The sequence below is a fragment of the Micromonospora sp. CPCC 205558 genome (assembly GCF_036902955.1).
Classification (GTDB): Bacteria; Actinomycetota; Actinomycetes; order Mycobacteriales; family Micromonosporaceae; genus Micromonospora.
Genome location: NZ_JBAKHR010000036.1, coordinates 21,061 through 35,746, shown reverse-complemented (window position 1 = coordinate 35,746; position 14,686 = coordinate 21,061). Strand labels below are relative to the sequence as shown.

General features: G+C 69.9%; 13 protein-coding genes. 8 read left to right on the top strand and 5 right to left on the bottom strand.

Going from position 1 to position 14,686, the window contains the following annotated elements:
- Positions 1-24 precede the first annotated feature (24 nt).
- The 6 genes from V6U86_RS29265 (at position 25) to V6U86_RS29240 (ending at position 5,970) form a co-directional block, all read left to right on the top strand.
- A complete protein-coding gene (locus V6U86_RS29265; RefSeq protein ID WP_334508890.1) occupies positions 25-423 on the top strand; it encodes a DUF4190 domain-containing protein in 399 nt (132 codons plus the stop codon).
- 173 nt (positions 424-596) lie between these two features.
- Positions 597-1,328 carry a hypothetical protein gene (locus V6U86_RS29260; RefSeq protein ID WP_334508888.1) on the top strand — a complete coding sequence of 244 codons (732 nt, stop codon included), beginning with the start codon at positions 597-599 and terminating at the stop codon, positions 1,326-1,328.
- Between the two features lie 249 nt (positions 1,329-1,577).
- The gene (locus tag V6U86_RS29255; RefSeq protein WP_334508886.1) at positions 1,578-2,054 is read left to right on the top strand and encodes a hypothetical protein; all 477 of its coding nucleotides are present in this window, start codon (positions 1,578-1,580) and stop codon (positions 2,052-2,054) included.
- A 72-nt stretch (positions 2,055-2,126) separates the two neighbouring features.
- A complete protein-coding gene (locus V6U86_RS29250; RefSeq protein WP_334508883.1) occupies positions 2,127-3,926 on the top strand; it encodes a glycoside hydrolase family 15 protein in 1,800 nt (599 codons plus the stop codon).
- A 60-nt stretch (positions 3,927-3,986) separates the two neighbouring features.
- Positions 3,987-4,823 (top strand): aldo/keto reductase, encoded by an 837-nt coding sequence (locus V6U86_RS29245; RefSeq protein ID WP_334508881.1) that lies wholly within the window; start codon positions 3,987-3,989, stop codon positions 4,821-4,823.
- A gap of 112 nt (positions 4,824-4,935) precedes the next feature.
- Complete coding sequence (locus V6U86_RS29240) at positions 4,936-5,970, top strand: LLM class flavin-dependent oxidoreductase (RefSeq protein WP_334508878.1); 1,035 nt, start codon at positions 4,936-4,938, stop codon at positions 5,968-5,970.
- A 56-nt stretch (positions 5,971-6,026) separates the two neighbouring features.
- On the opposite strand, the gene V6U86_RS29235 is transcribed toward V6U86_RS29240, so the two are convergent.
- The 5 genes from V6U86_RS29235 to V6U86_RS29215 form a co-directional block, all read right to left on the bottom strand.
- Positions 6,027-7,088, bottom strand: coding sequence for an ABC transporter ATP-binding protein (locus V6U86_RS29235; RefSeq protein ID WP_442935027.1), 1,062 nt, complete (start codon positions 7,086-7,088; stop codon positions 6,027-6,029).
- A gap of 11 nt (positions 7,089-7,099) precedes the next feature.
- On the bottom strand, positions 7,100-8,209 hold the full coding sequence (locus tag V6U86_RS29230) for an ABC transporter ATP-binding protein (RefSeq protein WP_334508876.1): 1,110 nt from the start codon (positions 8,207-8,209) through the stop codon (positions 7,100-7,102).
- Complete coding sequence (locus tag V6U86_RS29225) at positions 8,206-9,183, bottom strand: ABC transporter permease (protein ID WP_334508874.1); 978 nt, start codon at positions 9,181-9,183, stop codon at positions 8,206-8,208. Before V6U86_RS29225 ends, V6U86_RS29230 begins: the two co-directional genes overlap by 4 nt.
- A 121-nt stretch (positions 9,184-9,304) precedes the next feature.
- Positions 9,305-11,044 (bottom strand): ABC transporter substrate-binding protein, encoded by a 1,740-nt coding sequence (locus V6U86_RS29220; protein ID WP_334508872.1) that lies wholly within the window; start codon positions 11,042-11,044, stop codon positions 9,305-9,307.
- An 80-nt stretch (positions 11,045-11,124) separates the two neighbouring features.
- Positions 11,125-12,138, bottom strand: a complete 1,014-nt coding sequence (locus tag V6U86_RS29215) for an ABC transporter permease (protein WP_334508870.1) — start codon at positions 12,136-12,138, stop codon at positions 11,125-11,127.
- 629 nt (positions 12,139-12,767) lie between these two features.
- Between V6U86_RS29215 and V6U86_RS29210 the strand changes: the two genes are divergently transcribed.
- Entirely contained in the window at positions 12,768-13,811 is a 1,044-nt protein-coding gene (locus tag V6U86_RS29210; protein WP_334508868.1) for an SEC-C domain-containing protein, read from the top strand.
- 127 nt (positions 13,812-13,938) lie between these two features.
- On the top strand, positions 13,939-14,685 hold the full coding sequence (locus tag V6U86_RS29205; protein ID WP_334508866.1) for a metallophosphoesterase: 747 nt from the start codon (positions 13,939-13,941) through the stop codon (positions 14,683-14,685).
- Position 14,686: the final 1 nt, after the last annotated feature.

Below are 14,686 nucleotides of genomic sequence, written 5' to 3'. Positions count from 1 at the left end.
GACTCAACCAAGAGGGATATCGCCTTGTCCTACCAGCCCGGATACGAGCCGACCCGCCCACAGCCGCCGATCTCGGCCGTTCCCGCGAGCCTTTACCCGCCGGTCCACTACCACCATCTACTGCCCCAGGTGGTGGTGCAGGCCCTGCCCTCGTCCAGCACCGCCACCGCGTCGATGGTCCTCGGCATCCTGGGTGTTCTCGGTGGCTGGTGCCTGTTCGGGATACCGTGCGTCCTCGCGGTCGTCCTCGGGCACGTCGGGCTCTACGAAACGCGCCACGGGACGAAGTCCGGACGGGGAATGGCCGTGACGGGCCTGATCCTCGGGTACGTCTTCGTCGGTCCGATGATTGCGCTCACGGTCATGGTCTTTTTCGGCGGTGTGATCGGCGCGGCAACTCCGACGCCGACACCGAGCCCGTGAGGGCACCAGCCGCTGGCCGCGGCGACGCCTGGACCCGCTCACCCCGCGCGTGTGATCTGTTCAGACACTCGCGTCTGGACGCTACGCGCGATGAGGTGCCGCTCCGGCTGAGCCGGGGTGAGCACATTGACACCTACTGTGATGCTCCCGTTGTCGATCATGAAGGATGTGGGATGGTGCCCGAGGCCCAGGGATCCGAGAACGAACCCTCCGAACCCGTTGACGACGATGCCCTGGACGGGCCGGTTCCGAAACAAGCCGAACGTGGGCAGCGGGTTCTCGACCTGCTGGACAAGGCTATCGCCCTGCAGACCCCACTGGTGCAGAAGAACATCGCCCGGGCCCGCCAACGGAACCCCGAGGCGACGCCAGCAGAGGTGATCCGCAACCTGGAGCGGATGTACGTCAGTGCCTTGACCGGGACGGGCGCTGCCGTTGGAGGAACGGCAGCGGCGCCCGGCGTCGGCACGGGCGTCGCGCTGGCACTGTCGGCCGGCGAGGCGCTGTCATCTCTTCAACTGAGCGCCCTTTTCGCGCTCTCGATCGCCGAAGTCCACGGAGTCCGCATCGACGAGGTCGAGCGCCGCCGGACGATCGTCATGGGGATCATGCTCGGCGGATCCGGCTCCGCCACCATCACCAAGGTCGCCGAACGTACGGGGCAACACTGGGGACGGCAGATTGTCGCCAAGGTACCTGTCGAGACGTTGCGTCAGATCAACAAGATCCTGGGAAGGCACTTCATCACGAAGTACGGAACCAAGCAGGGAATCATCGTTCTCGGTCGAGTGGCGCCGTTCGGTCTCGGCGCGGTGATTGGTGGCGGTGCCAACGCTGCCCTCGCCGCTCTGGCCGTGCGGGCTGGTCGTCGCGCTTTTGGCCCACCCCCGCCGTCTTGGCCGTGACTGACCCGCAGCACCCGCCGACGTGGTGACGATGTGGTGGCAGGCCCTGATCAGCGAGGGCTGAGCCCTCCCCCGTTCAACTGCCACCTCGTCGAGGGACGTCGGGGCGACCAGGTCAGCGCGACACGTCCGGTGGCATATGGTGAGAAACCGGGCGGCCGGTGTCCGGTCCGGGCCGTGGGATTCACGCTGTTGAGCCGGAGGGTGGACCGATGACCGAGTACGCCCGCGACGTCGACGACTGCTGAGATGGACTGGGCCGGATGGGCGGTATTCGGGTTGGTCGCCACCGCGGCGCTCACCGCGGCGATGATCACCGCTCAACTGGTCGGTCTCACTCGGCTCGACCTTCCCCTGGTGCTCGGGACCTTCGTCAGCGAGGATCCCGACCGGGCCCGGGTCTACGGGTTCTTGCTGCACCTCTGCACCGGTCAGGGTTTCGCCCTCGGTTACGCGGCCACGTTCGCGCTGTTGCACCGCGCCACCTGGTGGATCGGGGCGCTGTTCGGGATTGTGCACGTCGGGATCGCGCTGACGGTGATTCTGCCGCTGCTGCCTGGTGTCCACCCGCGGATGGCCTCGCAACGGGCGGGGCCGGCCAGCACGGCGGTGTTGGAGCCGCCTGGGCTGTTCGCGGTCAACTACGGCATGCAGACGCCAGTGGTCACGGCTGTCGTCCACGTCGTCTACGGAGCCTGCCTCGGGCTGCTCCTGCAGGCCAGGTGACCCGCGCCGGGCTGCGTCCCCGCCGGTCGTCCGCCGCTCGCCAAGGCGGCCCGACGGCACGGAGCGATCTCCGTGACTGATGGGACACCAATCAGCGACTACGGTCTGCTGAGCGACACCCGCACCGCCGCCCTGGTCGCGAGTGACGGCGCGATGGACTGGCTCTGCGTACCGCGCTTCGACGGCGATCCCCTGTTCGGCCGACTGGTCGGGGGCACGGAAGCCGGAACGTTCCGGGTCGGCCCGGCCGGGCCCGCCACGGTCGTCGAACGACGGTACCGGCAGCACACCGCCACCCTGGAGACCACCTGGGCGGTGGGCGGCGGTCGGCTGCGCCTCACGGAGGCGATGGTGGCCGAGGTCAGCGGTCGCCTGCTGCCCGCGACACTGATCGTGCGGCGGCTGTCGGCCGAGCAGGCGGAGGTCGACGCGGTGGTGGAGTTCGATCCCCGCCTCGGCGAACGGCACCGCCGGCCCCGAGCGCAGCACCGACGTCAGGCCCTCGTGTGTGAGTGGGGGGCGCTCGCGGTCGCGTTGGACAGCACGCCCCGGTTCAGAATCGAACCGGGGCGGCCCAGCTCGATCACGGTCAGGCCGGGTTGTCCGGTCACCCTCGTCCTGGCGGTGGCCCACCGCGAACCGCTGATCCACGTCGAGCCGACCGCCGCCTGGGACCTGCTCGTCGAGGACGAGGCCCGATGGCGGGCCTGGACCGCGGAGATCGACGAGCGGCTGCCGTTCCGGGAACACGTCGTGCGAAGCCTGCTCACCTTGCGGCTGCTGACCTACTCGCCCTCGGGTGCGCCGGTGGCCGCACCCACCACGTCACTGCCCGAGGATCCCGGTGGGGAACGGAACTGGGACTACCGTTATGTCTGGCCCCGGGACGCCAGCATCGGTGTCAGCGCCTTCCTCAGCGTCGGCAAGACCGATGAGGCCCGCGGTTTCCTCGCGTGGCTGTTGCATGCCAGCCGACTGCAACGTCCACGCCTGCCGGCGCTGCTCACAGTGCACGGCCGGCACGTACCGGCGGAGCGGGAGCTGGCCGGTTGGCCCGGCTACCTCGACAGCCGCCCGGTACGGGTGGGCAACGACGCCGCCGGGCAGCACCAGCTCGACGGCTACGGCTGGGTGATCGACGCCGCCTGGGCGTTCGCTCAGGCCGGCCACCGCCTCTACGCCGAGACGTGGCGGGCGGTGCGCGGTTTCGCCGACGTGGTCGCCGATTGTTGGCAGCAGCCCGACGCCGGTATCTGGGAGGTACGGGAACCCGCCCAACACGTCCATTCCAAGCTCATGGGCTGGCTGGCCCTGGACCGGGCCCTGGCCATCGCCGACACGCATCCCCTGCGTGAGGATCAACGTCGACGCTGGCAGAACGCCCGTGACGCCATCGCCGCCGAGGTCCGGACGCGCGGCTTCGACCCGACGGCGTCCAGCTACGTCCGCGGGTACGGCTCCCGGGAACTCGACGCTGCCCTGCTCGTCCTGCCGCTGCTGGGCATGGACCGGGCCGGGTCACAGCGGGTACGGGGCACCATCGACGCCATCCGGGACAGGTTGTCCGCCGGCGGTCCACTGCTCTACCGCTACCCGCCCGGGCGCGACGGGCTCCCCGGCACCGAGGGCGCGTTCCTACCCTGCTCGTTCTGGCTCGTTCAGGGCCTTGCCGGCACCGGACGTCGCCGCGAGGCCGTCGAGCTGTTCCAGGCCATGGTCGACCACGCCAGCCCGCTCGGCCTCTACGCCGAAGAGGTGAACCCCGCGACGGGCGCCCACCTCGGCAACTACCCGCAGACGCTGACCCACGCCGCGCTCATCCAGGCCGCGCTCGCCATCCGGGACGCCCCCACCGGCGACGGGTCCGCCTGATGGACCGTCCGGGCGGAAGACACAGCCTGCGGGACGGCTTGCGCGGGTAGGGTTCCGATCATGACGATTCCCCATCTGACGGCTGCCGACGGCACCACTTTGCCGGCGATCGGGCTCGGCACGTACCGGCTGAACGGTGCGGCGGGTGCCGACGCGATCGGGCAGGCGATCCGGGCGGGTTACCGGTTGCTCGACTCGGCGGTCAACTACGAGAACGAGGGCGCGGTCGGCCGGGCCGCCCGTTCGGCGGGCGACGTACGGGACGAACTGATCGTCACCTCGAAGCTGCCGGGGCGGCACCACCGCTACGACGAGGCGCTGACCACCATCGAGGAGAGTGTGTTCCGCACCGGCCTCGACCGGCTCGACCTGTACCTGATCCACTGGCCGAACCCGAAGGAAGACCTGTACGTGCAGGCGTGGCGGGCGCTGATCGAGGCCCGTGAGCGCGGGCTGGTGCGGCACATCGGTCTGTCCAACTTCCTGCCGGAGCACATCGAGCGGCTGGTGGCCGAGACCGGGGTCGCCCCGGTGGTCAACCAGATCGAGGTGCACCCGTACTTCCCGCAGCAGGAGGCGCTCGACTACCACCGGGAGCACGGGATCCTGGTGCAGGGGTGGAGCCCACTCGGCCACGGCAACGACCTGCAGCGGCACCCGGTCATCGCGGAGATCGCGGCCGCGCACGGCGTCAGCCCGGCGCAGACGATCCTCGCCTGGCACGTGGCCCGGCAGGTGATTCCGCTGCCCAAGGCCGCCTCTCCGCAGCGGCAGGCCGAGAACCTGGACGTCTTCGACATCAAGCTCACCGACGCGCAGGTGGAGGCCATCACCGCGCTGGGCCGCCGGGACGGGCGGCTCGCCGACCAGGACCCGGCGGTGTACGAGGAGTTCTGACCGACCCGCCTCACCAGACGGTCAGGGGCCGGGAAACCATGAGCCGTGCTCGACGGACCGGAAGCAGCGGAAAAACGGGTGCGGCGGACGCATCGCGATCAGGAGGACCGACGTGACCACCGAGGTGGAGTTCGGGCTGGACAGTTTCGGGGATGTCACAGTCGACGTGAAGGGCAAGCCGTTGCCCTACGCGCAGGTGATCCGGAACGTCGTCGAGCAGGCGGTACTCGCGGACCGGCTCGGTGTCGACGCGATCGGCCTCGGTGAGCACCACCGCGACGACTTTGCGATCTCCGCCCCGGAGATCGTGCTCGCCGCGATCGCCGGCCAGACCGAGCGGATCCGGCTCGGCACCGCCGTGACGGTACTCAGCTCGGACGATCCGGTGCGTGTCTTCGAGCGTTTCGCCACCCTCGACGCGGTCTCCCAGGGACGTGCCGAGATCACACTGGGTCGAGGCTCGTTCACCGAGTCGTTCCCGCTGTTCGGCTACGACCTCGGCGACTACGAGAAGCTGTTCGAGGAGAAGCTGGAGCTGATGGCGCGGCTGCTGGCGGAGGGTCCGGTGACCTGGGAGGGCAGCGTACGGGCGCCGCTGAGGCAGCAGGAGGTCTACCCGAAGACGGAGTCCGGGCGGATCCGCGCCTGGGTCGGCGTCGGCGGCAGCCCCCAGTCGGTGGTCCGGGCTGCCCGGCTCGGTTTCCCGCTGGCCCTGGCGGTGATCGGTGGTGACCCGGCCCGGTTCGCGCCCTACGTCGAGCTGTACCACCGTGCCCTCGACCAGTTCGGCCAGGAGCGACTCCCGGTCATCGCGCACGTGCCCGGCTTCGTCGCCGACACCGACAAGGAGGCGGCCGATCGGCTCTGGCCGCACGCCCGGAACATGTTGAACCGGATCGGCCGGGAACGCGGGTGGCCGCCGGCCACCCGGGCCCGGTTCGAAGCCGACATCGCCGAGGGGGCCTGGCACGTCGGTTCACCGGAGACGGTGGCCCGCAAGGTCGCGGAGACGGTACGAACTCTCGGTCTGCAGCGCATCGATCTCAAGTACGCCACCGGCACCCTGGCCCACGAACACCTGCTGAGCAGCATCGAGCTGTACGCCACGAAGGTGATCCCCCGCGTCCGGGAGCTGCTGGCCGACTGAGCCTGCGGCCCCCGCCGGCCCGCCCCGCCGGCGGCTCAGGCCGCCAGCGGGGGCGCTCAGGCCGCGGGTTGCTCCTGCAGTGATCCGGCGAAGTGGCACGCGGCCGCGTGCCCGGCGCCGACCTGCAGCAGCGGCGGGGTGGTGGTGGCGCAGACCTCCTCGGCCTTCCAGCAGCGGCTGCGGAACCGGCAGCCGGTCGGCGGGTCCATCGGGCCGGGAACGTCACCGGCCAGCCGGATCCGCGGTTTGGGTGTCGCGCCGCGCACCACCCCCAGGTCGGGCACGGCGGAGAGCAGCGCCTGGGTGTACGGGTGCGCGGGCGTGCCGTACAGCGAGTCGCGGTCACCGATCTCGGCGACCCGCCCCAGGTACATCACCGCCACCCGGTCGCAGAAGTGCCGCACCACGCCCAGGTCGTGGGCGATGAAGACGAACGCGATGGTGAACTCCTTGCGCAGGTCTTCGAGGAGGTTCATCACCTGCGCCTGGATCGACACGTCGAGGGCGCTGACCGGTTCGTCGGCGACGATCACCTTGGGCTGTACGGCCAGCGCGCGGGCGATGCCGATGCGCTGCCGTTGGCCGCCGGAGAACTCGTGCGGGTAGCGGTTGTAGTGCTCGGGGTTGAGCCCCACCACCTCCAGCAACTCCCGTACCCGGTCCAGCTCCTTGCCCTTGGGCACGATGTTGTGCACCCGCAGGGGCGCGCCGATGATGGTGCCCACGGTGTGCCGGGGGTTGAGCGACGAGTACGGGTCCTGGAAGATCAGCTGCAGCTCCCGCCGGTACGGCCGCAGGTCCTTCTCCTTCAGGTGGGTGATGTCGGTGCCCTGGTAGAGGACCTGCCCACCGGTCGGCTCCAGCAGCCGGGTGATCAGGCGCCCGGTGGTGGTCTTGCCGCAGCCGGATTCGCCGACCAGCCCGAGCGTCTCGCCCGCGCGCAGTTGCAGGGACACCCCGTCGACGGCCCGGATGCGGTGGTCGTTGCGGCCGAACCATCCGTCGCCCCGAGCGGTGAAGTGCATCTCCAGGTCGCGCAGCTCCAGCAGTGGCGTACCGTCCCCGCCCGGCTGGTCGGCCGGGGCGGGGCGGATCGCACTGTCGGTGGTGGTGCTCATCTCGTGCTCCTTCAGGGCAGCCGGGGCAGGATGTCGGTCGCGAAGATCCCGGCCGGGTCGGACAGGTGGCAGCGGGAGGTCCGGGTGGTGTCCTCGGTGCGCGAGACCAGGTCGGGCAGGTCGACCGAGCAGGCGTCGCCGGGCACCCGGCCGGCGAACTCGCAGCGCGGGTGGAACGAGCACCCGCTGGGCAGCGCGAGCAGGCTGGGCGGGGAGCCGGGGATGGGGTGCAGACGGGCCGGTTCGCCGGAGACCGCCGGGATGCTCTCCAGCAGACCCCAGGTGTACGGGTGCAGTGGCTGGCCGAGGATCGACTCGGCCCGGCCGTACTCGACGCCGCGTCCGCCGTACATGACCAGCACGTCGTCGGCGATCTCGGCGACCACACCGAGGTCGTGGGTGATGAAGAGGACCGCCGAGCCGAAGTCCTGCTGCAACTCCATGATCAGGTCGAGGATCTGCGCCTGCACGGTGACGTCCAGCGCGGTGGTGGGCTCGTCGGCGATCAGCAGCTTGGGGTCGTTGACCAGGGCCATCGCGATCATCGCGCGTTGCCGCATGCCGCCGGAGAACTGGTGCGGGTAGTCGTCCAGGCGGCGGCGCGGGTTGGGGATGCCGACCCGGCCGAGCATGTCGACAGCCCGGTCCCGGGCCACCCGCTTGGACACCCGGTGGTGCGCCCGGTACGCCTCGATGATCTGGTCACCGACGGTGAAGTACGGGTGCAGCGACGACTGCGGGTCCTGGAAGATCATCGCGGCGTTGACGCCGCGCCGCTTGCGGAGTTCGGCGGGCGACATGCCGACGATCTCCTCGCCGCCGACCGTGATCGAGCCGGTCATCCGGGTGCTGCGGGGGTCGTGCAGGCCCATGATCGCCATGCTGGACACGCTCTTGCCGGAGCCGGATTCGCCGACCACCGCGAGGGTGCGGCCCAGCGGCAGGGAGTAGCTGAGCCCCTGGACCGCCCGCACGAGCCCGTCTGCGGTGGGGAAGGTGACCGTGAGGTCCTTGACCTCCAGGTAGGACTGCCCTTCGGTGCGGTCACCGGCGACCCGACGGGCGCGGGAGACCGTATCGGGCCGGCGTTCCGGCGTCGTCAGCAGTTGCGGTTCGGTCATCCCAGCCTCACTCGCGGGTCGAGAATCGTGTAGAGGATGTCGACGAGCAGGTTCATCACGACCAGCACCACCGAGCCGACCAGCACACCGCCCATGAGCACCGGCAGGTCGTACTGGTTGAACGCGCGCAGGGTGAGCACGCCGAGGCCGGGCAACCCGAACATCGCCTCGGTGAAGATCGCACCGGTCAGCTGGAACGCCAGGTCGAGGCCGAAGATGGTGGCGATCGGGGTGATCGCGGCGCGCAGGCCGTGGCGGTACACCACCCGTCGCTCGCTGATGCCCTTCGCGCGGGCGGTGCGGATGTAGTCCTCGCCCAACGTCTCGATCATCGAGGCCCGGGCGTAGCGGGTGTACGAGGCGGCGTTGGCCAGGCCCAGCGTGAGCCAGGCGGCCAGCAGCCCGGCCGCCCAGGTGAGGGGGTTCTCCAGCAGCGGGTGGTAGCCGGCGTGCGGCAGGAACGTCGCGTAGAGGGCCACGAGCAGCGCCACCACGAAGTACGGCACGGCGTTGATGCCGAGCGAGGTGCCGACCATGAGCCGGTCCAGGTAGGTGCCTCGTCGTCGGGCCGCGATGATGCCGCCGAGAATGCCGGCGATCAGGTAGACCACCGCACCGCCGAGGACGATCGACACGGTGACCGGCAACGCCTGCCCGATCAGCTTGGTCACCGGCTGGCCGAGGGTGTACGAGTAGCCGAGGCAGGGCGCGTCGCACTCGATGGCGAGCCCGCCGGAGTGGTACGTCCGCCCGACCGCGAGCCCCTTGAGGTATTCACCGACCTGCTCCACGACCGGCTGGTCGAGGTTGAGGCTGGCGCTGATGTCGGCGTACCGCTCCGGGGTGCAGCGCTGGCCGCAGATCGTCCCGGCCGGGTCGGTGGGGGCGATGAAGAACAGGCCGAAGCTGGCGACCAGCGTCACGATGACGACGGAGACCGCGCTGGCGATCCGTCGCAGGATGTAGATGAGCACCGCCGAGGCTCCTGGTGGCAGCGGGCCGGGCTGGGAGCCCAAGCCGGAACGGGGAAGGGGGTGGACGCCGGCCGGCACGGTGCCGGAGGCCGGCCGGCGTCCACGTTGGGGGTGCGGAGGGTCAGTTCTTCAGGAACATGTTCGGGTAGAACGGCTCACCCGCGGAGGCGTCGCCCTCGGCGCCACCGATGTTGGTGCCGACCACGAAGGCGAGCTTGCCGTAGTAGCGCGGCAGGGCGACGTACATGCCCAGGATCTCCTTGTCCAGCTCGCCCCACTTGGCGACGGCCTGCTCGGCCGGGAGCTTGCCGATCTCGTCGATCTTGGCGTCCAGCGCCTTGTCGGTGAGCGCGCCCCAGCTGGTGCCGTCGGTGATGCTGTGCGACTGGAAGAGCACCGGGAACCAGCTGCCGCCGCTCGGCCAGTCCGAGCACCACCCCTGCGGCGCCTGGCCCATGTTGACCGGGGCGTCGTAGTCAGCGATCTTGGAGCGCAGCTCCGCGGTGGTGACACCGATCGGCTTGACGGTGAAGCCGGCCGCCTTGAACGCGTCGACGCGGATCTGGTTGGTCTGCTGCGTGACCGGCTTGGTGTTGTCGTAGTACCAGCTGAGCTCGAAGCCAGCCTTACCGGCAGCCTCCAGGTCGGCCTTGGCCGCGGCCGGGTCGCCCTGGCCGACACCGCTCAGGCCCGGCAGCGCGTCGTACTTCGTGTAGCCCGGCACGCTCGGCGGCAGGATGGTGCTGGCCGGCTGGGAGTTGAAGCTGTTCAGGCCGGCGGCCTTGTTGACCTGGTCGTACGGGTACGCCTTGGCGATCGCCTTGCGCACCTCCAGCGGGATCTTGCGGGTGTCCAGCTGCACGGAGTAGGTGCAGGGCTGCTCGCCCTGGACCAGCTGGGCCTTCTTGTCGCCGGTCAGCTGCGGGATCAGCGAGGCGTCGACGGGGCCGTAGTTGAGCGCGTTGGCGTCCTCGCCGGCGCTGTTGAGCACCTGCTGCTGGGTCTTCGGGTCCTCGCCGCCCCACTTGAAGGTGAAGCCGTCCGGGTACTGGTGCCGCACCGCGTCGGTGTTGGGGTCCCAGTTCGGGTTCTTCTTCAGCTTCAGCTCGGTGCCCGGGGTGTAGGTGTCGAACTGGTACGGCCCGGTGGCGAGGGGGTTGTTCTTGTAGTTCTCCTTGGTGTCCTTGTCCTTGGGGATCGGCGTGAACACCGGGAAGGTCATGTAGAGGGGCAGGTCCGCGAAGGGCCGGGCCAGGTGGACGACCAGCGTGGCCGAGTCCGGGGTCTCCACGCCGGCGAAGGTGTCACCGCTGGCGTAGGGGCCCTTGTACTTGTCGCCGTCCTTGAAGGTGGTCAGCTGGTACGTCGGGCTGTTGGCGAACACGTCGTGGGCGAACGAACGCTTGATCGCGTACGCCAGGTCCTCGACCTTGACCTCGCTGCCGTCGGCGTACTTGATGCCCGACTGCATCTTGAACGTCCAGGTCAGCTGGTCCGACGAGACGGTGCCGAGGTCGGTCAGGTCCGGCACGAGCACCGGCTTGCCGTTGCGGATCGCGAACTGGGTCGGGCTGCGGAAGAGCAGCTTCTCGATCGCCAACGCGTCGGCGTAGTAGGTGTCGGTCGGGTCGAACGTGTTCGGGGTCATCTGGGAGTAGACCGTGATGACCCCGCCCTTCTTGGCCCCGGGCACCTCGGCCGCCGGGCCCTTGGCGGTCGGGTCGAACGCGCTCTGCTGGGTCTCGATGCCCTTGGCGTCACCCCCGTCGTTGCTGCCGTTGTTCGACGACGGGCTGCCGCAGCCGGACACCGCCAGGGCGGCGGCCACCGCGGCGGCGAGACCAACCTTGAGTTGCCTCACAGACGTACTCCTGTCTTGTCTTCCAGTCAGCGGACCCCCGGGGTGCGGGGTCCGTGGTTCTCCTCCGGTCCGGGGCGTCCTCATCGACGGGTCCGGGGGTCGAAGGCGTCGCGGACGGCGTCGCCGAGCAGGCTCAGGGCGAGCACCAGGATCGTGATGCCGAGTACGGGCAGCCACAGGTAGAGCGGGTCGGCCCGGTAGTAGGTGGTGGCGGCGGAGATCGTCAATCCCCAGGACGGGGTGGGCTCGATCAGCCCGGCGCCGAGCACGGTCAGACCGGCCTCGGCCACCACGTAGCCGGGCAGGGCCAGTGACACGGAGACGACGATCGGCGCGACCAGGTTGGGCAGCAGCTCCTTGAAGAGCACCTGCCGGGTGGGGATGCCGAGCACCTTGGCGGCGGCGACGAACTCACGCTCGCGCAGCGAGAGCACCTGCCCCCGCACCAGTCGGGCGAGGCTCGCCCAGCCGAAGAACGACAGCACGCAGATCAGCGAGATGAACCGGATCTGGGCGACGTCCTCGGCCCCGGCACCGTCGGCGCCACCGAAGATCGCGACCAGGACGGCGGAGCTCGCGATCGCGAACAGCAGGTACGGCAGGCTGAGCACCAGGTCGATCAGCCAGGAGAGCACCCGGTCGACCCACCCGCCGGTGAAGCCGGCGACCAAACCCGCCACCACACCGATGATCGTGGTGATGGTGGTGACCGCGACCGCGACGATCAGCGACGGGCGGGCGCCGTACACCCAGCGGGCGAAGAGGTCGCGGCCCAGGCGGGGCTCCACCCCGAACCAGTGCTCGCCGGTCGGGCCGATCATCGGGAAGCCGAACTCGTCGATCAGATCCTGGTGCAGGTCGGTGGCGTTCTGTCCCTCCAACCCGGCGAGCAGCGGCGCGAAGATCGCGATCAGGATGTAGGCCACGCAGATCGCGGCGCAGATCATCGCGATCCGGTCGCGGCGTAGCCGGGCCAGGGCGATCCGGGTCGGCGACTTGCTGACCGTCCGGACCGGGGCGGCGGGCGACGAGACGCTCTGCACCCGTCCGTCGTCCGGCTCTCCGGCGCGGAGCACCTGGGGCTCCGTGACCATCGGCTCCACGCGGGACGACCTCCTCCTCGTGCTGACACATGACACCGCCACCCGGACGGTTGTCCGGATGGCGGCTCTAGTGGTGGAACGTTAGCCGGGTAAATGATTTCGCCATGAGTCAGTTTTGTAACAGGCTTGTGTCCTGAACGTCGGTTCATTCAGTCGTTCCGGGCGACCGATGTCGATTCCTGGCGAGAAGTGCAGCGCAACTTTCGGTGGTCACTCACAGTTAATCGAGAGTTAATCATCTACCCGGGATGACGGAGATGATCAATTTAAGTGCAGTTCAATGCATCGATGGGCTGGTCGCCCTGGGCGCGGGGTGCCCTCGCCGGCACCGCATGCCGTCACCATCCGTAACGGACCTCGATGGAATGGCAGTGCCGGAAACCGCCAACGGAAATTCGACCGAGGCCGCCTTGGGCCCGGAACAACAAAAGGCGAAATGACTATTTCGATTTGACGTCTATCGATGCAAATCGCCAAGGGGGCGGTGGCGACGATCGCCACGGCCACCGACCGGTCGAGTCACGACGCCCAGATCACACCCCGCTCGGCTCCTGGGGCATGAGAGCGGCGTAACAGGTGATCTGCCGGCCGCCCGGGAGCCTGCGACGTACCGTGAGATCGTGCCGACGAAAGACGTACTCACCAAGGCTGACCTCGCCGAACTTCGCCGCTCGGCGCTCGGGACGGCCAACCCGCTCGGCGTCGCCGCCGACGTCGCGGCGGCGGCCGAACAGGGCCGACTGGAGGACCCGGACGACGCCGGGGACGCGCTGACCCTCGCCGCCGAGATCGCCGAGATCCGGGCGAGACCAGATGCCGCCCTGCGCTACGCGGAACAGGCCCTGGCGGCGTACCCGTCCGGAGACGACCCGCGGGCCGGGTTCGCCCGCGCGCTGCGGGCCCGTGCCCTGTTCCGGGCCGGCGGTCGCGACGACGAAGCGATGGCGGAGCTGACCGCGCTACGCCCCCTGTTGTCCGTGCAGCCCGACGCCCCCGCCTACGTCAGTGCCGCGCTGGACGCCGGTGGGCGTTCGGCGATCGCCGAGACGTGGCTGAGCGAGGCGGTCGACACCCTGCTCGGCGAACGCGCGACCGGGGCCTCCGGGGCGGCCAGCACCACCATCGACCCGGTCGTCGATCTCGGCCCGCCGGACGCGCCCGGTGTGGCCTTCTTCCTGTTGCAACAGCGGCATCGGGTACGCCGAAACCTGAACCTGCCGCACGACCGGCAGGACGACCTGGCGGACCGGCTGGAGACCCAGCTCGTGCGGCGGGCCGGGGAGCGCAGGGACGCCGAGTCGGATCTGCTCTTCTGGCCGCGGGACGAGTTCGATCGCCTGCTCGCCGAGCATCCCGCCCTCACCGAGGTGTACGGGCCGGACTGGGACGCGCACCGGGGCCGGCTGGAGACGGAGCTGGTTCGGCTGCGCAGTGCCGGTCAGGCCGGGTTGGGCGTGTTCGGCGCGACAGTGGCCGGGTTGACCGCGTTCGCCGGTCGACGGGGCGGCGATCCGGCCGACACGGCGGTCCGGGCGGGCTACGCGGCCGAGGTGTCGGCTCGCCCCAGCGCACGGATCCCCTGGCCTCCGGAGCGCAACGACGCCTGCTGGTGCGGCTCGGGCCTCAAGTACAAGAAGGACTGCCTGCCGCGTTCCCGGAGCTGACCACGGCGGCTATCGCCGGACCGGCAACGCCCCGGCGGCCTGGTTGAGCTGGGCGACCGCCTCCTGCCAGGAGGCAGCGAGTAGCTTCCCTAATGCCTCGTTCTTTCACAACCATTAGGGGGCGCCCGTGTTGGTCATCGCGCATCTCAGTGACACCCATCTCGACAGCCATCCCCGATCGGCCGAGCGGACCGCCCGCGTCATGGATTACCTGCACGGCCTGCCCCGACCGGTCGACGCGATCCTGATCACCGGGGACATCGCCGACCACGGCGAGGTGGCCGAGTACGAGACCGCCGCGAAGCTCTTCGAGTCCCCACTGCCGGTCATGGTCTGCCCCGGCAACCACGATGTGCGCGACGCGTACCGCAAGGGTCTGCTCGGCGACGATCGTGGCGGCACCGGCCCGATCAACACCCGGCACGACGTGGCCGGCGCGGTCTTCCTCCTCGCCGACTCGTCCGTGCCCGGTGCGGACGACGGCCACCTGGACGAGGAGACGATGGCCTGGCTCGCCGACGAGCTGGGTTCGGTGCCGGCCGAGACGCCGACGTTCATCGCCATGCATCACCCGCCGGTGGTGCTGCACCACCCGGTCATCGACCCGATGCGGCTCCTGCCAGCCGACCCCCTGGCCGAGCTCGTCACCGCCCACCCCCAGGTCGCCGCCGTGCTGACCGGGCATTTCCACACCGCCGCCGCGAGCACCTTCGCGGGCCGTCCACTGCGGATCGCGCCAGGTGTGGTCTCCACGCTGCGGATGCCCTGGGAGGGCGACGGCCCGTTGGCCACCCAGGCCCAGCCGCCCGGCGTGGCGTTCCACGTGTACGACGACGCCGGGCTGCTCACCACCCACTACCGGGTGGTGGTCTGAG